At 41.3% G+C, this 21,110-nt stretch carries 19 protein-coding genes; 15 read left to right on the top strand and 4 right to left on the bottom strand.

Going from position 1 to position 21,110, the window contains the following annotated elements; genetic code table 11:
* Positions 1 to 445 precede the first annotated feature (445 nt).
* From ACRWQL_RS06165 to ACRWQL_RS06130, 8 genes are all read left to right on the top strand, one after another.
* A complete protein-coding gene (locus ACRWQL_RS06165) occupies positions 446 to 1,705 on the top strand; it encodes an efflux RND transporter periplasmic adaptor subunit (RefSeq protein ID WP_434952776.1) in 1,260 nt (419 codons plus the stop codon).
* A 36-nt stretch (positions 1,706 to 1,741) separates the two neighbouring features.
* Positions 1,742 to 1,963 (top strand): hypothetical protein, encoded by a 222-nt coding sequence (locus ACRWQL_RS06160; RefSeq protein WP_434928439.1) that lies wholly within the window; start codon positions 1,742 to 1,744, stop codon positions 1,961 to 1,963.
* Between the two features lie 126 nt (positions 1,964 to 2,089).
* On the top strand, positions 2,090 to 2,788 hold the full coding sequence (locus ACRWQL_RS06155) for an ABC transporter ATP-binding protein (protein ID WP_226416011.1): 699 nt from the start codon (positions 2,090 to 2,092) through the stop codon (positions 2,786 to 2,788).
* A gap of 18 nt (positions 2,789 to 2,806) precedes the next feature.
* On the top strand, positions 2,807 to 4,120 hold the full coding sequence (locus ACRWQL_RS06150) for an ABC transporter permease (protein WP_434952775.1): 1,314 nt from the start codon (positions 2,807 to 2,809) through the stop codon (positions 4,118 to 4,120).
* A gap of 22 nt (positions 4,121 to 4,142) precedes the next feature.
* Complete coding sequence (locus tag ACRWQL_RS06145; RefSeq protein WP_434952774.1) at positions 4,143 to 5,351, top strand: ABC transporter permease; 1,209 nt, start codon at positions 4,143 to 4,145, stop codon at positions 5,349 to 5,351.
* 161 nt (positions 5,352 to 5,512) lie between these two features.
* Positions 5,513 to 6,916 carry a sigma-54-dependent transcriptional regulator gene (locus tag ACRWQL_RS06140; RefSeq protein ID WP_434952773.1) on the top strand — a complete coding sequence of 468 codons (1,404 nt, stop codon included), beginning with the start codon at positions 5,513 to 5,515 and terminating at the stop codon, positions 6,914 to 6,916.
* 2 nt (positions 6,917 to 6,918) lie between these two features.
* Entirely contained in the window at positions 6,919 to 8,262 is a 1,344-nt protein-coding gene (locus ACRWQL_RS06135; RefSeq protein WP_434953343.1) for a sensor histidine kinase, read from the top strand.
* A gap of 1,020 nt (positions 8,263 to 9,282) precedes the next feature.
* Positions 9,283 to 9,675 (top strand): hypothetical protein, encoded by a 393-nt coding sequence (locus ACRWQL_RS06130; protein WP_434952772.1) that lies wholly within the window; start codon positions 9,283 to 9,285, stop codon positions 9,673 to 9,675.
* A 90-nt stretch (positions 9,676 to 9,765) separates the two neighbouring features.
* Here the strand turns inward: ACRWQL_RS06130 and ACRWQL_RS06125 are convergent, their stop codons facing one another.
* Complete coding sequence (locus ACRWQL_RS06125; RefSeq protein WP_434952771.1) at positions 9,766 to 9,933, bottom strand: hypothetical protein; 168 nt, start codon at positions 9,931 to 9,933, stop codon at positions 9,766 to 9,768.
* Between the two features lie 378 nt (positions 9,934 to 10,311).
* Here ACRWQL_RS06125 and ACRWQL_RS06120 point away from each other — a divergent pair, with 378 nt between their 5' ends.
* The 4 genes from ACRWQL_RS06120 to ACRWQL_RS06105 all read left to right on the top strand — a co-directional run bounded on the left by ACRWQL_RS06120 (position 10,312) and on the right by ACRWQL_RS06105 (position 12,619).
* Positions 10,312 to 10,695 carry an MAPEG family protein gene (locus ACRWQL_RS06120; protein ID WP_434952770.1) on the top strand — a complete coding sequence of 128 codons (384 nt, stop codon included), beginning with the start codon at positions 10,312 to 10,314 and terminating at the stop codon, positions 10,693 to 10,695.
* Between the two features lie 337 nt (positions 10,696 to 11,032).
* Positions 11,033 to 11,395 carry a curli production assembly/transport protein CsgE gene (locus ACRWQL_RS06115; RefSeq protein WP_434952769.1) on the top strand — a complete coding sequence of 121 codons (363 nt, stop codon included), beginning with the start codon at positions 11,033 to 11,035 and terminating at the stop codon, positions 11,393 to 11,395.
* 20 nt (positions 11,396 to 11,415) lie between these two features.
* Positions 11,416 to 11,805: a curli assembly protein CsgF gene (locus tag ACRWQL_RS06110; RefSeq protein ID WP_434953342.1), complete on the top strand. Its 390-nt coding sequence runs from the start codon at positions 11,416 to 11,418 to the stop codon at positions 11,803 to 11,805.
* Between the two features lie 4 nt (positions 11,806 to 11,809).
* Positions 11,810 to 12,619 carry a CsgG/HfaB family protein gene (locus ACRWQL_RS06105; RefSeq protein ID WP_434952768.1) on the top strand — a complete coding sequence of 270 codons (810 nt, stop codon included), beginning with the start codon at positions 11,810 to 11,812 and terminating at the stop codon, positions 12,617 to 12,619.
* Between the two features lie 96 nt (positions 12,620 to 12,715).
* Here the strand turns inward: ACRWQL_RS06105 and ACRWQL_RS06100 are convergent, their stop codons facing one another.
* The 3 genes from ACRWQL_RS06100 to glnD form a co-directional block, all read right to left on the bottom strand.
* On the bottom strand, positions 12,716 to 13,039 hold the full coding sequence (locus tag ACRWQL_RS06100; protein WP_434952767.1) for a hypothetical protein: 324 nt from the start codon (positions 13,037 to 13,039) through the stop codon (positions 12,716 to 12,718).
* 102 nt (positions 13,040 to 13,141) lie between these two features.
* Complete coding sequence (locus ACRWQL_RS06095) at positions 13,142 to 13,642, bottom strand: YcxB family protein (RefSeq protein ID WP_434952766.1); 501 nt, start codon at positions 13,640 to 13,642, stop codon at positions 13,142 to 13,144.
* A gap of 191 nt (positions 13,643 to 13,833) precedes the next feature.
* A complete protein-coding gene (gene glnD, locus ACRWQL_RS06090) occupies positions 13,834 to 16,482 on the bottom strand; it encodes a [protein-PII] uridylyltransferase (protein ID WP_434952765.1) in 2,649 nt (882 codons plus the stop codon).
* Positions 16,483 to 16,559: 77 nt separating this feature from the next.
* On the opposite strand from glnD, the gene ACRWQL_RS06085 reads away from it, so the two are divergent.
* From ACRWQL_RS06085 to ACRWQL_RS06075, 3 genes are all read left to right on the top strand, one after another.
* Positions 16,560 to 17,267: a 16S rRNA pseudouridine(516) synthase gene (locus ACRWQL_RS06085; protein ID WP_434952764.1), complete on the top strand. Its 708-nt coding sequence runs from the start codon at positions 16,560 to 16,562 to the stop codon at positions 17,265 to 17,267.
* Positions 17,268 to 17,363: 96 nt separating this feature from the next.
* Positions 17,364 to 18,344, top strand: a complete 981-nt coding sequence (locus ACRWQL_RS06080) for a LysR family transcriptional regulator (RefSeq protein WP_434952763.1) — start codon at positions 17,364 to 17,366, stop codon at positions 18,342 to 18,344.
* A 328-nt stretch (positions 18,345 to 18,672) separates the two neighbouring features.
* A complete protein-coding gene (locus ACRWQL_RS06075; protein ID WP_434952762.1) occupies positions 18,673 to 20,985 on the top strand; it encodes an OmcA/MtrC family decaheme c-type cytochrome in 2,313 nt (770 codons plus the stop codon).
* Positions 20,986 to 21,110: the final 125 nt, after the last annotated feature.

Here is a 21,110-nt window from a genome sequence, read left to right as displayed (position 1 = left end):
TGCATTCAGCTTGTTTTATTTAAGCAACATGGCTGCACATCGTGGTACGCCATTTTTCTATCAAGTAACCTGTATGCCAGATAATGCCCCCTGTTTTATGGTTAACATTTGGAGTGTAATTATTAACTCATTTTATTGAGAAATGGGCTAAAAGTTATCTATTCAGCCATCAGCCATCAGCCATCAGCAACTCAGAATCTTATCGGATCGACATCATTTCGCCTTAATAATCCTTATGTTTTATGAAGTATAAGTGTCCGTTCGGACACTTCCTTAATAACCGGACAGTTATCAACCCTGTCCGCGGACACTTTTAGACTGTCCTGTTATCTTTTTAAATGGCTATCATTATGAAAATTAACAATAAATAATAATTGGCATGGCTTGTGCTTTGTCTTGGTATATATGTGAAAGGTGTGTTGTTCGCACCGACCGAGGAACCAAGATGATTAAAGATACCAGCAGCCAAGATACGGTTATAACACCTAAGTTAGGTCGTAAACTGCGTTTACCTTTGATAATAGGTGGCGGTGCAATATTGATGAGTGCATTAGTGTGGGCGAGTTTAGGCCAAGACAGTTCAGTGCGATCAGTTGATGGTGCCGATTTACGTTTAGCAACCCTGACCCGTGGCACCTTGGTGCGCGATATTGCCACTACAGGGAAAATTGTGGCTGCTAACGCGCCGATTTTATACAGCACTGAGGAAGGTGTGGTGACGCTATTAAGTCAGCCTGGCGATGAAGTGGAACTTGGGCAAGTAGTGGCCAAGATTGACAGCCCACGTTTACAAAGTGAACTGCAACAACAGCAGTCATTACTTGAAGGTATGCAGGGCAGTTTAGAGCGTGCCAAATTAGATGCTCGTCGTGAGCAATTACGCGTTAGCCAGATTTTAGACATGGCCAAGGTAGATTTAGAAGCCGCGGATCGTGAAAGCCGTCGTGGTGATCAATTAATTGAATCGAGTTTGATCAGCAAAATTGATTTTGAAAAAAGCAAAGATGATTTGCACAAAGCCAAATTGCTACACAAACACGCTCAGCAAGAAGTCGATTTAATGCGCGACACACTGACCTTCGAAATTAAAAATCGCACCCTTGAGGTAGATCGCCAAGATTTAGTGGTCAGTGAGTTAACTCGCCAGGCAAATGCCCTCAATATCATCGCTCCTGTTAGCGGCATTATCGGTAATTGGCTGGTGGAGCAAAAAGCGCGTATTGCAGCTAGCCAGCCAATATTAACCGTAGTCGATTTAACCGCCTTTGAAGCCGAACTTGCCGTGCCGGAATCTTATGCCGATGAGCTTGGGCTAGGTATGGATGTTGAGTTGAGTTTTGGCAGCGTCAATGTGGTGGGGCAGTTGTCGTCAATATCGCCTGAAGTACGTAACCGTGAAGTCACTGCCAGAGTGCGCTTTGCTGACAGTAATACCTTGTCTTTACGTCAAAATCAGCGTTTGTCAGCCCGAGTATTATTAGAAAATAGGCCCAATGTGTTGATGGTCAAGCGTGGTGATTTTCTTAACCTTGGCGGTGAAGTGGCCTACCAAGTGAGCGAGTCTATTGCGCAGCAAAAAACAGTCAAACTTGGTGTGCGCAGTATGAGCCAGGTTGAAGTGCTTGACGGTGGTGAAGAAGGTGAGGTGTGGGTGATATCAGGCACTGAAAGCTTTAAAAATCAGCCTAAAATTCAGATCAGATAAGCTAATTACTAAAAATTTAACGAGTAAGGGGATCCCATGTCAGTCATACAACGCAAACAGCTTATTGAACTAGCCGCTTTATTTCTTTTGGTCGTGGCAGTGATTTATCGAATTGATAATCATACTGACTGGTTATCGGTAAGTTTGCACTTAATTGATATGGGCAGCCATTTATCGACTCAACTCTTAGGTGATAGTCACACGGTCAGTATCGATATTGCTATCAGCTCACTTGCCCAAATTAAATTGCTGCTTTAAGTCTTTTTTACGCCAGCAGAATAGATGTCGACAGAATTTGAATTAACCGTATTTACATCAACAGTATTGCTCTTAAGCGCCATCAATACTGAGGTGTTACAACCGATTAAAATAAGGAAAGCCAGTATGTTATCCATGAAAAATATCAGTAAAGTATTTAAAACCGATTTAGTTGAAACCCATGCCCTGCGTGACTTTAACCTTGAAGTACAAGAGGGCGAATTTGTGGCGGTAACCGGTCCCTCTGGTTCAGGTAAAACCACCTTTTTGAATATTGCCGGTTTACTTGAAGGTTTTACCTCTGGCGAGTTCAGCCTTGATGGCGTTAATGTGTCGAATTTAAGTGACAACAATAGCGCCAAAGTACGCAATGAAAAAATTGGTTTTATCTTTCAGGGATTCAACCTTATCCCTGATCTTAACTTGGCCGAAAACGTCGAAGTACCGCTGCGTTATCGCGGTATGAAAGCGAGTGAGCGTAAGCGCCGAGTTGAATCAGCATTAGAACAAGTGGGTTTAGGTGCACGGATGAAGCATTTACCGACCCAGTTGTCTGGCGGGCAGCAGCAAAGGGTGGCAATAGCACGTGCCTTAGCAGGCGAGCCAAGATTTTTACTCGCCGATGAGCCAACAGGTAACCTAGACAGCTTAATGGCGCGTCAAGTGATGGAACTACTTGAAAATATCAATCAACAAGGCACCACCATTATTATGGTCACCCACGACCCAGAACTTGCCCGCCGTGCCCAGCGCAATATTCAAATTGTTGATGGCCAAGTGTGTGACTTTTCTATGTACCAACAAGCTGCTACGGGCACGCGTTAATCGCATAAGGAGCGCATTATGTTTTTTTACTATTGTGATTTAGCATGGCGAAGTATTCGAAAAACACCGATGTTATCGATGTTAATGGTATTAGCGATTTCAATTGGTATTGGTATTACCATTACTACTTTAAACGTTTATAAAACCATGTCTTATAACCCGGCGGGCGAACGCAGCGAGATGATTAACTCGGTTCAGCTGTGGAGCCAAGGCTTAGATACTCGGGATGGTTTTATTTCAAGCATCACCTATATGGATGCGATGAACTTACGCAATAACACAGAATTGGGTTTAAAAGCGGCGACGTATCGTACCGGCTTAGCAATGCAGTCAGACAATCTTAAAATTGAACCCGTATTACAAGGCGTGCGGGTAACCGACAGAGACTTTTTTAGGATTTTTTCAGTACCATTTGTTTATGGTAGCTACTGGGATGCCAGCGTTGATTTACGCCCAGCTTATCAAGTGGTGATTAGTCAAAAATTAAACTTACGCTTTTTTGAAGGTAAAAACAGCGTAGGTAAAACCGTATTTTTAGATCGTAAACCTTATCAAATTGTTGGTGTGATTGATGACTGGAATCCGCAACCTAAATACTACGACCCACTTAATGGTGCTTTTAATGATGCTGAAGAGATATTCATTCCGTTCTCGTTAACAGGCCAAGAAGAATTTGATGTCTGGGGTAACACTAGCGGTTGGAAGTTCGAACCTATGATCACGTACAGCGACCGCTTAGCGTCAGAAAAAGTATGGATTCAATTTTGGACTGAACTGAACACCGATGAGCAGAAACAAAGCTTGTTAGGCTGGTTAACCCGTTATGTTGAGCAGCAAAGAGCACTCGGTCGCTTTACTGATACCGCTAAAATCCCTAGCGAATCAGTGCAAATTAGTGATATCGATAAATGGCTTGAAGATAACGATGTGGTACCCAAAGATAATAAAATATTGGTCGGTTTAAGCTTGCTGTTTTTAAGTGTTTGCTTGGTGAATATTCTCGGATTATTGCTAACCAAGTTTTTAAAGCGTGCCCCTGAAGTAGGTGTTCGTCGTGCCATTGGTGCTAGCCGCGGACAAATTTTTAGTCAGTACATGGTCGAGGTGGGCATAATTGGCTTTATTGGTGGTGTGATTGGTTTGTTGTGGGCTTGGGGATCGTTAACGGCGTTGCACAGTTACTTCTCAATGGATAAAAGTGTTACTGGGTTGGATGCCAGTATGTGGATTATTACGCCGTTAATTGCTATTTCAACCGCGGTATTGGCGGGTGTCTATCCAGCATGGGTAGTGTGTCGAACTAAGCCTAGTGTGTATTTAAAAGCCCAATAACGGATTAAATAAGGACTTCACCATGCTACATATCAAACCGATTTTATCCAGTTTAATGCGCAGTAAAAGTGCGCCAGTCTTATTGTTGTTACAGATTATTCTGTCTGTTGCGATTGTGGCCAATGCCAGCTTTATTATTAACGAGCGTTTGTCGCTAATGCAGCGCGAGTCTGGCTATTTAGAAGAGCAAATACTGACGTTCAGTGTGTACAATTTTGATCCGGCCATCGATAACATTAAGCAAAATGAAGTGGATCAACTCATTTTACGCGCCTTGCCGAATGTGATTGATGCCAGTTATAGCAATATGTTGCCGTTAAGCGGCAGTGGCTGGATGGATCGCTGGGTTGACAGCCCTAACGAAGATACCGCTAAAAGCACCCCAGGTTTTGCATTTTATTTAGGTAACGAGCATTTACTCAACGTGATGGGAGCAAAATTGATTGCCGGACGTAATTTTAGCGCTGACGAAATAAATACCAACTTAGATGACAGTGGCATGCTAGCGTTAGTGTCGCAGCCCTTAGCCAAAGCTTTTTGGGGCGATGAATCGCCATTAGGCAAAACCATGTATGCAGGCGATCAGACTGTCACGATTATAGGGGTAGTTGATAAGCTTCAAGGAGCTTGGGTCGACCATGAAAACTTTGAATACAGTGTGATCCAAAATATCGATTTTGGTGGTAGCAGTAGTAATAAAAGCTATATGGTTCGAGCCTTACCTGAGCACATTCCAGCGTTAGAAGAGGCGATTCGTAAAGCCTTGAATACTGAAAACCCTAATCGCGTATTGGATAACTTTCAAACCCTGACCGAGTTAAGAAGCCTGACTTACAGTAATCACCGTTTAATGGCGACAGTGTTGAGTATTATGGTGGTGTTATTGCTATTAATTACAGCACTAGGATTAACGGGTATGGTGATGTTTAATATTCAACGCCGCACCAAACAAATTGGTACTCGTCGTGCGCTAGGGGCAAATAAGCGCGATATTATTCAATATTTTATGGTTGAAAATTACCTGATTTGTATTGTCGGTGGCGTTATCGGCGGTATGTTAGCATTAGTGCTTGGACAGCAATTAATGTCACTTTATAGCTTGCCTATGGTGCCAGTGATTTATCCTATTATCTCTGTGATTGGTTTACTGGTTGTGACGACCTTTGCAGTAATAGTGCCGGCAGCTAAAGCCGCCAATATTTCACCCGCCATGGCAACGCGCAGCGTTTAATATGCAAAACGCCGCTTGTAGTTAACAATAGCGTGACAGTGAGGTCTTTTGTCATGTTATTGTTTATTGCCTTTTGTTTTAAATGTATTTTTGTATAAACAGACTTATGTGTAAACATGTTTTTGTATAGCAGCAACCTAATTGGACTCAAATAAACTTTAATGGATAATATTTTAATTGTTGATGACAACCATGCTATTTGTCAGGCACTTGAACTGATGATTGAGTTGCATGGCTATCAGGCTATTTTTTGTCACACGCCAGCAGCGGCTATCGAAATTGTTACCAACAAAGAGATCAGCCTGGTTATTCAGGACATGAACTTTAGCCGTGACACCACCTCGGGTGAAGAGGGTAAACAACTGTTTTACGCATTGCGTCAGTTACAGCCTAATTTACCGATTATTTTAATGACGGCTTGGACTCAATTAGAAACCGCTGTCGAGTTGGTCAAAGCGGGCGCCGCCGATTACATGGGTAAACCTTGGGATGACGCCAAGCTGCTCAATAGTATTAGTAACCTCTTATCAATTTATCGGTTGTCTCAGCAAAACAGTCAATTAACACGAATCGACAGCGAACGTATGTCGGCCATTAATGGTGCTGATTTATGTGGCTTAGTGTTTGGCAGTGGCGCTATGCAGCGCTGTGTTGACTTGGCATTACAGGTGGCGCGCTCCGATGTGTCGGTAATGATCACTGGTCCCAATGGTGCGGGCAAAGACAAAATAGCCGATATTTTACAGGCCAACTCGCCATTAAAAGACAAACCCTTTATTAAGGTCAATATTGGCGCTTTACCAATGGACTTACTCGAAGCCGAATTGTTCGGCGCCGAAGCGGGTGCTTTTACCGGCGCAAATAAAACCCGTATCGGCCGTTTTGAAGCGGCCGACGGTGGCACGTTATTTTTAGATGAAATTGGTAATTTGCCATTATCTGGCCAAGTGAAACTATTGCGCGTGTTGCAAACCGGTGAGTTTGAACGTTTAGGTAGCCATCAAACCCGCAAAGTGAATGTGCGGGTGGTGAGTGCCACTAACGCTGATTTAGCCGACGATATAGCCCATGGGCGTTTTCGTGAAGATTTGTTTTACCGCTTAAATGTGATTGAACTGAATGTGCCGCCACTCAATCAGCGTCAAGATGATATTTTACCGCTAGTGAAACACTTTATAGGTGCGAATTTTAGCCTTGATAAGTCGACCCAACAGGCGTTACTTACACACAGTTGGTCGGGTAATGTGCGCGAATTGGAAAACGCCTGTAAACGGGCGGCGCTGTTAGCTAAATCAGCACTATTAACTATTGATGACTTTGGTTTGATGGCGATAGCTAATGGCGGCGCGGCTGCTCAGTATGACTTGGTGGTTGAAGATCATCTTAATCACCGTAAGCAAGATACTGATGATACTCAGTCGATTTTCGAACCCGACAAGCAACAGATAGAAGAGGCCTTAGTGCAATACAATGGCGTCATTGCCAGAGTCGCTAAATCCTTTGGCCTAAGCCGACAAGCCCTTTATCGTCGTATGGAAAAATACGGTCTTAGGGTGACTAAATAATGATGTTATCGCTACGTGCTAAATTGCTATTCAGTAACCTGCTAAGTTGTCTTTTGGCTTCGGTGTCAGGCGCTTTAGTGTGGTTTACATTGGGTGATGACACCTTATGGTTGGCCATTATTGTGATGCTGGCGGTGTGTTATTTTTGTAGCATGTGGCTTACCCGCAGATTGAGTGAAAGCCTGCAAGCACTTGAAATCGGCTTACTTAACTTCAAAGATAATGATTTTAGTGTGTCGCTGCATCCCTATGGCGAACCACAATTAGATGCTTTGGTGAGTTTATACAATCAAGCGTCAGCAAAACTGCGCAGCGAGCGACAATTTATTTATCAGCGTGAGTTAATGCTCGATAAAGTGATTCAAAACTCACCCAATGTGATGCTATTGATTGATGATAATCAACGGGTTATTTATGCTAATGGCGCCGCCAGACACTTATTTAATCACGGTGTAAAAGTAGAAGGCATGCTGTTATCTGAACTGATAATGATGTTGCCCGATGCGCTTAAAGCCGCATTAAACAGCGAGCAAGAAGGGCTGTTTTCGATGGGTGGCAACTCGGTTGACGGTGCTGATGATATGGGCACGGATGGTGATGTTGAAACTTGGCATATTTCCCGAGGTCGCTTTACCCAAAACAATCAACAGCATCATTTAATTTTACTAAAACAACTGACCAAAGAGCTCAATCGCCAAGAAGTGGCTGTGTGGAAAAAGGTGATACGCATTATCAGTCACGAGCTGAATAACTCAGTGGCTCCAATCGCCTCTATGGTCAACTCAGGTAAGTTTTTAACCCAACATTTAGATAACAGTAAGCTGCAATTAATTTTTGATACCATCGAGAATCGCACCACGCATTTAAGTCAGTTTATTTCCCATTATGCCGAGTTTGCAAAGCTGCCGCTGCCACAGAAACAGCTGATTGATTGGCCTAAAATGACTCTGCAGTTAGCACAGCAATACCCATTTAAGGTGTTGTCGTCTTTACCGCAAACGCCAATTAAACTTGATGCGGTTCAGTTAGAACAAGTGCTGATTAACTTACTGAAAAATGCCCATGAGTCTGGTTCAAGTGCAGAAAGCGTCGCGCTGATTTTTGAACAGATAACCCACCCAGTAGTGGGTTTATTAATAAAAGTGGAAGATGAAGGGAGTGGCATGTCTAGCGAGGTATTATCGCAAGCATTGTTGCCGTTTTACTCAACTAAGCAGTCTGGCACAGGCATTGGTTTGCCATTATGCCGCGAGATTATTGAAGCCCACGGTGGCCGAATTAGCATGCAAAACCGCTTAGAAGGCGGTTTAAGTGTCAAGGTTTGGTTACCTGTACATCTGAGTTAATATTTGATTTGTCAGCTCTAACGATGCTGTTAACTGTGCGTTGATATCAGAGTTTTAAAAATACTAATGTCTGATTATTGATAATATCGTTTGATAATTTAGAGCAATATTTTCCAAGATAGTTGAAGCTGTAAAACGTTTTGCCTATTGTTTGTTTGCTATTGTTAAGAAAAATCAACGTCGTGGCGCTTCGCCCACACCAGACCAAAGGGGCAAAACGCTTGCGCCCCTTTGGAAACCCTCAGCGCCCCAGACGAAAAATGCTGAAAAGCGCATAATTTTCGATGGGGATTGATCCAGCTTTAAACTCCGCTTGCAGTCTGCTTCGGCCATTGTCAAAAATCCCTAACGCTTCCGATAGGCCGTCCCTGGCCCAACGAAAGCTAGCCTGGCATCCATGCCAAGCTCACGGCCTTTTCTCGATGACCTCAATTCAAATTAGTACATCCTAGCTTTTTCTTATCGAATGGTTACGAATCAAGTCAAGTCAAATCGAAGAGACGAAAATATCTGGTGTAGATGAGTCAGCGAGTATCCAAAGCAAGGATGCTTTGTTTAAGCCCACATGGAAGTGCTTGCTGCGTCTAGCTGATAAGCCTGTGGCAGGCAATTGATTGGATTGAAGTCACGGACTTACTTAACCTACCCAATATAACTTGTATTAAAACATTGAATTAAAACTATAAAGTAGATTAAAGTATAAAAAAATCAAGGACACAGTTGGGGGAACCTCGAGGACAATCATCGAGCACGCCATTTAGGGAAGAAAAAGCCATTCAATAACATGCGCCTATAAACGACTCTAAAATGTTTACCCTGACCCTACTAATTACTGACCCCACTAATTTATTTAGAAAACTTCGGTTTGTTTTTGGGTTTTGGCAATGATTTATATTTTTATATCAATAGTATAGGGGGTATAGGATGCTATTAATCAATAAATTAAGCGACTGAAATTATTTGGCAAACCGTTTAATAAGTTATTATGTTTAATGTCAATCCACGGAGGGGGTCTAAACAATGGTTATGTTTTTTCTAGTAGTTACAGTTTTATTTATTATTCTTAGTACATTGTTGAAATTTAGACATGTTGCGTATGCATATGTGATTGGTAACATTATATTATTTATCTTTTTTGCAATTTCTGGCCAAGCTGGTGGATGGTTTGTTTTAATTTATCAAATCCCAGCCCTTGGACCTGCTTTTCTTGGCATATGTATCGGAACCCCCATCGGTTATAAAATTAGACCTATTATTGAGAGTAAACTATCAATTTTCGGTAATAAGTTAAGTGCGAGAATAACAAAAAAGCAAGCCTCTGGCTCAGCCTTAAATTTAAATGGCACACCTAGAACTTGTAGCAATGCTGAGAGTGAGGTTCTACTCGTAAAGGATAATATTCTAAATAAATAGTCGGTATATTAAATACAGCAAGAGACTATAGCGTTAACCCAACCTCACCAGACTGATCATAATGCGAATAGTAAGTTTAGCTATCAGATATTAACTCATTTCTGTCCAGTAACAAGTTAACTCTAGTGTTGCCGCAGCCATCACTGACGCTAAATCGAAGAGATAATAATGCGGGTGCAGATGAGCCAGCGAGTATTCAAAACAAGGATGTTTTGGTTGAGCCCACATGGACGTGCTTGCGGCGTCTCGTTGGATCATCTGTACCCGTAGTCAATCTCAAACCTATGAGGATTTAATTGGATCTGATTAAATTTTTATTAAAATGAAACCTTCCAACCCGCTTTTGTCCAAAAATGAGTTTGAAAGTGATCAAACCTTATTATCAAAAAATGACATTCGTCCTCGGATAATTTATAAAAACTATTGTGCTATTTATATAGCGACTTCAGCTAGGTACGGATTAAGAGCGTTCTAGAGCAGAGGAACTTACAAAGTGCTTTTGAATAAGGTTGTGGTTAATTGCTGTTGTGCTACTGTTAAAATCTTTTTGATAATACACATTAAAAACAGTGTTGTTGCTGGCAATTTAACAGTGCATTTTTTAATAAAATAACAACAAACTTAAAGGGAAAGCAGATGACGACTTTACTCGTATGTTTATTTATCGCGATGATGTTACCTTATTTAGCGAAAGTGCCAGTAGCCATGGCGATGTCTAAATTGGGTGGCTATGACAATGCCCATCCAAGGGCGCAGCAAGCAAAACTGACAGGCTTTGGCGCAAGAGCAATAGCAGGGCACCAAAATGCATTTGAATCATTATTGGTATTTGGCCTTGCGGTATTAACCGCAATAGCGACTAATCATGTCACCGACGTTGTGGCCATTTTAGCCATAGTGCATGTGGTTGCTCGAGTGGTTTATCATGCATTGTATTTATTAAATTATGGCACTTTACGGTCATTATCCTGGTTTGTTGCTATTGGCGCATCAATCGGAATTTTTGTTCAAGTGTTTTAAACTGAATGCTCTAAGCGGGGTGTTTTGAACGAAGCATGTTGAGCAGAGTATTTAGAAAAGATAATCGTACTTTTAAAAGCAGCTACTCAGCTGCTTTTTTATTGTATTTTAATCTATTAGACCTAGCCCAAAGGACTATTTTGACCTTTTTTACCTAGACATATGAGCTAAATTCCCCCGTTTTTGTCAAGCTAAGGATGACGATGTGTGGTCGATATTGTTAAGGTAACACTTCATATCTTAGGTGAAGGATTACCCATTAATGACACGTTGTTGTCACTCTTTTTATTCACTCATGACCAAGTGGAATTTGAGCTGTTTATTGTTATGTGCGTCGATGTTATTCGTTATACCTGTTGGTGCCAAAGAGTCAGATATTGAAATCAGTGGTTTAGTGATTGATCGTACCTTAACTCGCTTTGGTAAAGATTTCGGTTTTTATTATTCTGGTTATTGGCGTGACCTTCCCTTTACCCAAGGCTTTAATGTAACGCTTTATGAGACTGTATACCCTCAAGCCGGTACTTTGCTGACATTAGAAGTCAACGGCACACAAATATATCGAACCCATTTTGGGCGGCGTGCAGCACCGATTAAAGAACGCGCTGAGCAGGCGCTATTAATCACTATTGATTATATCGCTCAGGTAAGAGCCAGCGCGCTTACCAATGAAATAGCAGATCCATCAAACGGACTTTAGGATAAAAAATGAGAAACAGGATGTTTAAGCGGTTGTTGACGGTAAGTTTTAGCGCATTGTTAGTGGGTAATGTTATAGCCACAGAATTAGTTTATACCCCAGTTAACCCAAGTTTTGGTGGTTCGCCATTAAATGGATCTTTTTTACTCAACAAGGCTAACTCACAAAATGATAATCAATCACCATCTAGTGATAAAGATTTTGTTACGCGCTTTAAAGAGTCGTTAGAGCGAAATATTATTAACACCATTACCCGCGGTGTGGCTGATGGTGAAATTACTGATGGTATCTATGACACCGGAGATTTTAGAGTTGAAGTGGTTTCAACCGGAAATGGTGTCATGTTAACGATTACCAATTTACTTTCAGGTGAAGTGACTGTGATTGAAATGCCGACATATGGAGTATAATTTGATGAAAAAATTATTCTCTCTATCTTTGAATAGTGTGCTGTTTTTAGGCGTAGTCTCTGGCTGTAGTTTAGTGCCTAAACCGGATCTTAATTTAACCGAAGCACAAGTTAACCCTATCAGTGAAACCATGTTAGCGCTTCAAGCTCAATCAGGCCCTAAGTTTCCTATTCCTGTAGCGGTTTATTCATTTAGGGATCAAACCGGACAATATAAACCCCAAGCTAATGTGAGTTCTTTTTCAACCGCCGTCACCCAAGGGGCGACGTCAATGTTGATGCAAACTTTATTAGATTCTAGATGGTTTACTCCGGTTGAGCGCGAAGGCTTACAAAATTTATTAACTGAGCGCAAAATTAGTAATAAGCAAGGCGCTAAAGGCGATGATATGCCGAGCTTATCTAATGCACGTTTATTGTTAGAAGGTGGGATTATCAGTTATGAAACCAATACCAGCACTGGCGGTGCAGGCGTTGAATATTATGGCATTGGCGCCTCAGAGATGTACCGTGAAGACCAGGTGACCATTTATTTACGTGCGGTTGATGTACACAGCGGTAAAGTAATGATGTCGGTGTCGACCACTAAACGTGTGCTGTCACAGGAGATGCGTGCTGGATTGTTTCGCTATACCAGCTTAAACCGATTAGCCGAGGCTGAGGTCGGATTTACCACCAATGAGCCAGTACAGTTTTGTGTATTACAAGCGATTGAGTTAGCCGTAGCTGAAATGATTGCCAAAGGAATAAATCAAGGATATTGGCAAGCAGTTGAAGACGCAGATACCAATGCTGCTAGCATTGAAGTGAGTTAATTGAAGCGAGTTAATTGAGACGAGTTAATCGATGCTAAAAATGAGTTAACTGTTAATAAAAACACCTACAGGACGTAGGTGTTTTTTGTTTAGCAATTATTGCTGTGTATTATCGTCTTCAGTTAATACTTCCACTAATGATTTCTCAGCAGGGGATTCACCTTCAAGGCTATCAACATTTTGGGAAACACCTTCAAGATGTTCTACTCGCTCATAACCACGTTCGTTAAGTTGATCGTTAACACAATCTAGAAGAAATGGGGCGATTTCGTTATCAGGTAACAAGTCTTCTTGGGCTATTTCAGCACAAGCGGCTTTTAAAGAAGTAATATCTTTTGCCAAAGGCTGTGGTAAGGCGATTGCTGCATTGGTGACAAACATCAAACCAGAAAAAATCAAGGTGATTGCAGGGTACTTCATATTATGTCCTATTGAGATAGCACTTTATCGTTATGGATAAATCATAATCCAAGTTGACCGGTATGACTATAGTTCATACACCTTGAGATGAATATTTTGTGGTTATATTTTACTGCGTAAAAACGCCAATGCATCGTCTGGTAAGCCTTGCTTGCTTAAGTAGCTTTTGGCCTTGGCTAAGGTGATTAAAAATCCGCTGTCTGTTTCGGCTATACGATAAACCTCGGCCCATAAGATTGTTTGGTTAACATAGGCCGACTGTGTGTGTATGCCTTCTTCATTTAAGGTTAACGTGGCATTGTTATTGGCGGCCTTGCTCATCATTTGACGCCATAACCACCAGGTGCGTTTGAACTTGATACTTAATGCTTCAACCACACTTAGACCTATGAAAAAATATCCTAAGTAATAGATGTTTTTATTGGCAAGTTCGTTATCGCCCAAATTGGTGGACAACAAAATCCCTAGTCCAATCAGCGCGAAAATAGCTGTTTTAATAAAGTCCTTTGCCTTAATTGAAGGATCGACCGACGCATCATAGGTTTCGGCAAAATAGCGTTTATCGAGGGTAAATTCATGGCTAAAGGTTACTGGCTGAGTCATATATGGTGTTAGCTCTATTAAATTTTGGCTGGGCGATTATCTCACAATTTTACTGGGTTGGTATTAATGCAAAATGAAATTCCCGATAACCGCAATTATTAACGGCAATATGGTTATCGGGAATATGATTATCGGGAATATGATTACCGGAAAAATGACTACCGCTAATTTTAGGTGCAAATAACGGTTAATTAATCCCCGACCGTTTGATTAAGCAGTTCTGTTAGTTGTTGACGCTCCGCTTTATCAAGTTGTTGGCCCTGTGCATTAGACAATAGGAACACGTTATCTGCTCGCTCTCCCACGGTGCTGATATTTGCACTGTGAATAGTCAGTTCTTGTTTTCTAAATGCACTAGAGATTTGTTCCATAAACTCGCTGGTATCTAACGCTGATACATTCAGTACTGTGCGAGTCGATTGACGCGAGTATAAAAACTCAATGCTGAGTTGGTTTTCAAAACTTTTGTGGGTGCGTGGTTGACGTATTTTAGGCAGCTTAGCGTCATGGTCAAGTACGTTATAAAGCTTTTTAAGTACCTGTGCACGACGTGATTCACTAAAAATGGGCATGTCATCAAAATCTAACACTTTAAAGGATTCGACCACATAGCCGTCTTTGGTTTTAGATATTTGCGCTTGTTTAACTGAGATTTTTAATGTCGCTAAGGCATTAAATAGCTTAACAAATAATCCCGGTCTATCTTTGCTGTAGACAAACACGTCGCTGCAACCTTTGACCGTCACATTATCGATTAATATTAAGGTTTCAAACTGGCTGTCGTATTCTGGCTGTAACTGATGTTTGATTAACGCTTTGCTGTAGCGCGCAATATCATCGGATTCGGCATGACTGAAAAATGATAGCGGTAAACGTTTCCATAACGCTTTAATGGTGTCTACATCAACCCCGTCAGCTTGCAGTATTTGGGTTGCATCTTGTTTATGGTCGCGCACAATGGCGCGAAGTTGTTGCACATTTTCAAAGCCATTATGCAGTGCTTTTCGGGTAGCAAAATACAGTTCTTTTAACAGCGCAGCTTTCCAGTTATTCCACAGGTCGTCATTAGTGGCTTGAATATCGGCAATGGTTAAGCAATACAATGCATCTAAGCGTGTTTGGCTGCCGACTTCTTTGGCAAACCGGTTAATCACATCTGGGTCGTGAATATCCATACGTTGTGAGGTTATAGACATTAACAAATGGTGTTTAACTAGCCAGCATATTAAGCGCTCGTGGGACAGCTTTAAACCATGAAACTTGGCAAATAAGCTGGCATCTACCGCACCTAATATGCTGTGATCACCGCCACGTCCTTTGGCTAAATCATGGAATAATGCTGCAAACAGTAGTGATGATTTATTGGGCATTTTTTGATAAATATCAGCCGCAAGTTTGCGATCATTATCGATAGTGCCATTTTGACGATCAACGCCATAGCGATAGATGTTTTTTAGCAGTTTATGGGTATGCTCATCAACCGTATAAGCATGGAATAAATCAAACTGCATTTGCCCAACTACTTCACGCCATTGGGGTAGGTATGACGCTAAAATACCGTGCTGATGCATTAAGGTGATGGCCAGCCCCATACCTTCAGGGTGATTAAATATTTTTTTGAAGGTTTCACGGCACACTTGAAAGTCTTGTAAGTCGCCCATTAAACGACGACGAACTTGACGAAGTAGTCTTAAGGTTTCAGGGCTTATCCCAATAATTTGGTCATTATGAGTCGCTATCAATAAAAATAATGCCATGATTTGGGTGCGATCAATAAACACGTCTTCATCACGTACGTGAATGTGCTGATCAACAATTTCAAATTTGTCGTTAATTGGAATCACGTGTGACTGTGTATTAGGTGATATTTCACGGGCAAAATAAGCCATCAATAACTGATTTAATTCGCGAATGCGTTTCATGGCTCTAAAAATTTGGCGCATCATTTTTTCAATGGCAATATTGCCACCTTCGCCTAAAGGACTGCCCTCACCAAATCCCATTAGTTTGGCGACTTCTGCTTGATATTGAAGTAATAAACGGTTTTCAGAACGCCCAGCAGCTTGATGTAATGCAAAGCGTATTCTGAATAAAAAGTTTTGACACTCTAGTAATTCGGCATATTCATCATTTGTAAAAAATCCGCGTCTTCTTAATGTTAGCATATCGCCAACCCCAAAATGCTTACGCGCTACCCAGGTCAAGGTTTGTAAATCACGCATGCCACCAGGACTGGTTTTTAAATTGGGCTCAATACTGTAAGCCGTGCCCTGTGCTTTGGCGTGGCGCTGTTGTTGTTCGGTTAATTTAGCTTCAAAAAAGGTGTCGCTACGCCATAACTCATCACCATATAATGCGGTAAGTACCTTATGCTCGTGTTGTTTACTGCCAGTGATATGACGAATTTCTAATAAGCTGGTGGCAATAGTGACATCGTCCCTACAGGCTTGATAGGTGTCTTGTAAGGTGCGTACACCGTGGCCTAAATCTAAATTCAAATCCCATAGTTGGGTAAGAAACGCACTTATTTTGGTTGAATCTTGTTGATTAAGTGGCTTGTCGTGAATGATGCAAATGTCGATATCAGAAAAGGGGTGTAATGTCTGGCGGCCATAGCCTCCAACAGCATTTAAAGAAATAGTGTTAGGGTCTAATTGATGATCACACCAGAGTAAGCTAAGCAAATTATCAAAAAAATTCGCGCGGCTAGTGAGCGTTTCATTAATTGAACAATGTAAGATATTGTCTGCTAAAAATTTGTCTAATGATGAAATAGCGTGCTTAAGCTCGCTAATACTCATTCCTGAGTGTAATTCTGTACTAGCAGGTTGCGCAATCATGTTACTCCTTGTTTGTTTTCCCCACTGACAGAGTAAGGTATTATGGGGGTTAACTCAACTTTGAAATAGTCTAGGTCATGGCCTCAAAGCGCGGCAGAATCGATACCTTTATCGCTAAACAGCTACAAATCCCTAAAAAATCAGTGCGAAGTTTGATTGCTAACCAGCAACTCTTGCTTAATGGCGATATAGTGATTACTCCTGACACGCAAATTGACGAGTTCAGTGTGATTGAGTGCCAAGGTGAAATATTACAGCAAAGGCAGCGAGCTTATTGGATGCTATACAAGCCACAAGGTGTGGTCAGCGCGACTGTGGATGAGCAGCATAAAACTGCGTTAGATTTACTCGAGGGTGTCGATAAAGACTTGCTGCATATTGCTGGGCGGTTAGATTTAAATTCAACTGGTCTATTATTGATCACCAATGATGCTAAATGGTCACAAGCATTGATGTCGCCCGATAATAAGGTCACTAAGCGATATTTAGTCACCCTGGCTAACCCAATTGATGACACTTATATCGAAGCTTTTGACAAAGGTATGTGGTTTGAATATGAAGGGATTACCACTCAACCAGCAAAGCTGACTGTACTTTCAAAGCATCAGGCTATGGTTGAACTAAATGAAGGTAAGTATCATCAAATTAAGCGTATGTTTGGTCGATTTAATAATCCCGTTGTCGCACTTCATCGAGAGTCTATTGGGCATATTGAGTTAGATAATACACTTCAACCCGGTGAGTTTCGGGCGTTATCAGCGGATGAGGTTAGTTTAGTGAACTAACTTTTTGATTTCCGATTTAATCAGCTTGTTCATTTCGCGAGTTTGATCAATTTTTTCATTTTTGTTACATGCTAGTTTACTTAAATGAACTTTTAATTGAGTAATTTTGTGACCATTCAAGCTATTAAAAAGGTGAGTGAATTAGACATTTTTTGTCTGCTGGTGTTTAAAACCATTTATGAGACAGGTTATGCTAATCTGGCGGCAAAGGAGTTAGGTGTTTCCGCACCTAAAGTAAGCCGTTGTTTGACATTATTACGTAAGACTTTTGATGATGAGCTGTTTTACCGTCGTCAGCAAGGTTTAAAGCCCACCCCCTTAGCAGAACAGCTTTATCAGCCGATTTGTCAGCTCAGCGATACCATAGAGCAAATTGAAACTGTGGCCCAACAAACTAATCGTAACCCAGCTAAACCATTACTGAACGTGGCAGTTTCCAGCAATATTATCAGTAGTTTAGCAATGTCATTAAGCTCATCTAATTTCTTTAATCATTTTGGTCCCTTGCGCTTACATGTATGGCAAAGTGATACAGAAGAGAAAATTCATAATGGTGAGATAGATTTCGGTATTGGTTTTGATGACCAAGGGCAGCATTCGCTCAACCTTACTCCTATTGTTAAAATAGATAGCTTACATGTTGTTGCCAAAAGTGAGCACCCTATTTGGCTTTGTCCTGACCCGTTAACACTGGAAGACATTGCTGAGTTTGATTATATGTATCTGAAGTGTCATGGTTTTAACCATCGAATTGATCCACTGGAATTATATTGCCAAGAAAAAGGTCATTATCTTGCCAGTATTGATCATGTCTGCGATCTTGACGATTGGTATTGGCATTTGATGACCATGGGGAGTGTTTCGTTGGCAACTAAGCCGGAAGGGGTGATCGCCAACAATATACCTCAAATCAGTGCTAAACCATTGCCAATGAGCGAGTTTACTAAACTGAGAAAAGTAATGAGCTTACCTATTTATAGTTTTTTTGAGCGGGATAACCCATATCGTCGCTATTCAGAAGAATCTAAGCAAATAATAATTACTCTCATTAAAAACTTGTTTGTGACTGTTTGGTAGTTAAAACGCTGTTGTTTGTATTTAACTAAGAGTGATTATTTAACTTTAACAAGTTGTATGTAGCTGTTTTATAATCTAAATATTTAAATATGTCTTTTTTTGAATTATATGTGTGAAGTTGTTGTTAACAATTCTTATCAGTGAATTACATATTCAGTAATAGTGAATTATTATTATTGAAATCCCCAAATACGAAATTGTAAATTTCATTTAACGAAATTTTAACTTTTGTTCACATCTCCAGTATATATACCACGCATAAAGTAAGGTTTTTTTTTATAGTTTAAGTATGCAAAAAAGCATATTTCATTAAATCGGGGGATTTAAGATGAAAAATTATAATCGAACATTACTTGCTGCGGCGTTTATTGCTGCATTGGGTGTAACAGGTTGTGGCTCTGACGGCAGTGATGGTGCTGCAGGAGAACCGGGTACTCCGGGCACACCTGGAACCCCTGGAACACCGGGTACACCAGCGGGTTCGGTCGTTACAACAGTTGACAATGCCTATGACTTTAACTTAACACTGGCTCCTACAGATATTGTCGTAGTAGGTGCTGATCCATTTAATGTTAAATTTACTGTAACAGGTAAAGGAGTGGGTGGAGCGGACGTTCCATATTCGGGGCTTGATAAAGTCGCCTTATATGTGATGAGTCAATCAGCTAATACTACTGATACAGGTGCGCCAATGCTATGGACCAACCATGCACTTGCCAATGATTTTGGTAGTAGCATGTATTGTACCTTAACGGGTAAAGCCGCAGCACGAGGAGGCGCTTTAGTCGATGCTTGTACATTAGTTGAAGATGAAGCTAATCCTGGTACTTATACGGGTTCTTGGGCGCATGATGGCAATGCGCCTGTGGTACTAGCAAGTGGCGATGCGGGCGATTTGGTTCGTGTGTTTATTCGCGCTTACGATGTGACCATGTCTGATGGGGCTGCTGTATCAGATAAAATATTATCGACCCCACTAGACTTCATTCCTGCAACTGGTGAACTAGCTGTTTCATCCAAAGATGCGGTATCAAATGCTGCCTGTATTAAGTGTCACAGCCCAATGGATGGCTATGCTGATACCGATATGCGTATAGCCAATATTGGTGCTCATCATAATTACCAAAAAGTTGAAAATTGCGTAGCTTGTCATAATCCAGCGTATGCGGGTGGGCAGGACGATCCTGAAAAAGGCTTCAATGCAAACTTCAATGCTATGATCCACACTATCCATGCAGGTCACCATATTGCAGACTCTCTGACTGGTGAAGCCAAAGAGATGTTTGGTGAAATCGGTTTTCCATCAGAACTCAATGAATGTACCGCTTGTCATGATAATGGTCAGCAGTGGAATGAAAATATTTATGCTGAAGCATGTTTATCGTGTCACGTGAACGTAGACTTAACCACCGGTGTAAACCATAGGGGTATTGTGCCAGCAAGTGATGCAGTATGTTCTGGTTGTCATGGCGCAGGTAGCTTAAGCCCAAGTGAAGCTCATAATGTTGGCGTGCGTGCAATGGCGACTGACTCTATTGTGTTTGCGGTTAGTAATATTACTTATGCAGAAGATGCTGTTGATGTTAGCGGTGTTATGCAAGATCAAATGAGTATTACTCTTGATGTAAGTATCGATGGTCAACCTATTGTTGATGGCTTCGATTTTGGTCCTTATGCCAATTATGACGAAATCAAAACAGGTACAGTTGACGCCGATGGCACTTATTTCGTGGGTACATCTCTAAATCTAAACGGTGTTGTTTCTGCTGGTGGCAAGCTTGTCGTCACTAAAGTGGCTAACTTTAACGTGGCTGGTAAGAGTATTGCCATTACACCTCGTTTTTCAGTTTGTGCTGATGAGAAAGCGAAGCTAATTAAGTGTAAAAATACAGTAGGAGAAGAACAATTCGCGGTTGAGTATGTTGCCGTGACAATGGACACTGCATATTGGAACTTAGCTAATGCAGACGGTTCAGGTGCCAATATTGCTCGTCAAAGCGTTCCTTCTATGGTGAGTGCTGACGAAGCAAAATGCAGCTCTTGTCATACATCGTTAGGTATTGCAAAACACTATGGTAACGAGCGTTTTGACCAATGTATGGGCTGTCACAACAATACTTGGGGTGGTTCATACCATGGCACTGTTGAGTACAAAACGGATGCAGTTGATGCTGATGGTGTTCCCGTTTTTGCTTTAGTTGAGGGACTAACTTATAGCAACCGTGACTTAATGACTGTTTCACATCGCTTCCATAGTGGTCTATGGGATGACAATCGTGGTTTCCCAGCAATTCATTTGAATGCGGATATGGAAACTGAAGGTTACCCTGCAGTTGCTACACAATGTTCATCATGTCACAAAGAAGATGTCAGCATATTTGCCGCTGATGGTGGTTTAACGTCAGGTAAACGTGCAATTGCTGTGAATTCAGCAGGAACGCAATTTGTTTCTCCGGTTGCTGAATCTTGCCGCTCTTGTCACATCAAAAGTTCTGCTTTAGCTCACTTTGAAAGTAATGGAGCGTATGTGGAAGGTCGTCCTGCCACAACAGCTAACTTACCTGTGGAGTCGTGTGCAACTTGCCATGCAGAAGGTAAAACTTATGGTATCGATAAGGTCCATATGGGAGGTGCACATTAATTCACAACATAAAGTGAATATGGTTTATTAAATAATCTTAGAAGTGAATAAGTCGGTAATGAGATCAGACTTTATCATTGCCATGCTATCTAAATAGCGACTGAATACTTCAAAAAACCTAAAGG

It is taken from the genome of Shewanella sp. HL-SH4 (genome assembly GCF_051164845.1).
Classification (GTDB): Bacteria; Pseudomonadota; Gammaproteobacteria; order Enterobacterales; family Shewanellaceae; genus Shewanella; species Shewanella glacialimarina.
The sequence above is the reverse complement of the archived record's forward strand: the minus strand, read 5'-3'. Positions and strand labels throughout refer to the sequence as shown.

Bases quoted from the DNA above. Each gene is read 5' to 3' on its own strand.
- ACRWQL_RS06165 (WP_434952776.1), top strand. From the start codon at position 446: ATGATTAAAGATACCAGCAGCCAAGATACGGTTATAACACCTAAGTTA.
- ACRWQL_RS06160 (WP_434928439.1), top strand. From the start codon at position 1,742: ATGTCAGTCATACAACGCAAACAGCTTATTGAACTAGCCGCTTTATTT.
- ACRWQL_RS06155 (WP_226416011.1), top strand. From the start codon at position 2,090: ATGTTATCCATGAAAAATATCAGTAAAGTATTTAAAACCGATTTAGTT.
- ACRWQL_RS06150 (WP_434952775.1), top strand. From the start codon at position 2,807: ATGTTTTTTTACTATTGTGATTTAGCATGGCGAAGTATTCGAAAAACA.
- ACRWQL_RS06145 (WP_434952774.1), top strand. From the start codon at position 4,143: ATGCTACATATCAAACCGATTTTATCCAGTTTAATGCGCAGTAAAAGT.
- ACRWQL_RS06140 (WP_434952773.1), top strand. From the start codon at position 5,513: ATGGATAATATTTTAATTGTTGATGACAACCATGCTATTTGTCAGGCA.
- ACRWQL_RS06135 (WP_434953343.1), top strand. From the start codon at position 6,919: ATGTTATCGCTACGTGCTAAATTGCTATTCAGTAACCTGCTAAGTTGT.
- ACRWQL_RS06130 (WP_434952772.1), top strand. From the start codon at position 9,283: ATGGTTATGTTTTTTCTAGTAGTTACAGTTTTATTTATTATTCTTAGT.
- ACRWQL_RS06125 (WP_434952771.1), bottom strand. From the start codon at position 9,933: ATGATCCAACGAGACGCCGCAAGCACGTCCATGTGGGCTCAACCAAAA.
- ACRWQL_RS06120 (WP_434952770.1), top strand. From the start codon at position 10,312: ATGACGACTTTACTCGTATGTTTATTTATCGCGATGATGTTACCTTAT.
- ACRWQL_RS06115 (WP_434952769.1), top strand. From the start codon at position 11,033: ATGTTATTCGTTATACCTGTTGGTGCCAAAGAGTCAGATATTGAAATC.
- ACRWQL_RS06110 (WP_434953342.1), top strand. From the start codon at position 11,416: ATGTTTAAGCGGTTGTTGACGGTAAGTTTTAGCGCATTGTTAGTGGGT.
- ACRWQL_RS06105 (WP_434952768.1), top strand. From the start codon at position 11,810: ATGAAAAAATTATTCTCTCTATCTTTGAATAGTGTGCTGTTTTTAGGC.
- ACRWQL_RS06100 (WP_434952767.1), bottom strand. From the start codon at position 13,039: ATGAAGTACCCTGCAATCACCTTGATTTTTTCTGGTTTGATGTTTGTC.
- ACRWQL_RS06095 (WP_434952766.1), bottom strand. From the start codon at position 13,642: ATGACTCAGCCAGTAACCTTTAGCCATGAATTTACCCTCGATAAACGC.
- glnD (WP_434952765.1), bottom strand. From the start codon at position 16,482: ATGATTGCGCAACCTGCTAGTACAGAATTACACTCAGGAATGAGTATT.
- ACRWQL_RS06085 (WP_434952764.1), top strand. From the start codon at position 16,560: ATGGCCTCAAAGCGCGGCAGAATCGATACCTTTATCGCTAAACAGCTA.
- ACRWQL_RS06075 (WP_434952762.1), top strand. From the start codon at position 18,673: ATGAAAAATTATAATCGAACATTACTTGCTGCGGCGTTTATTGCTGCA.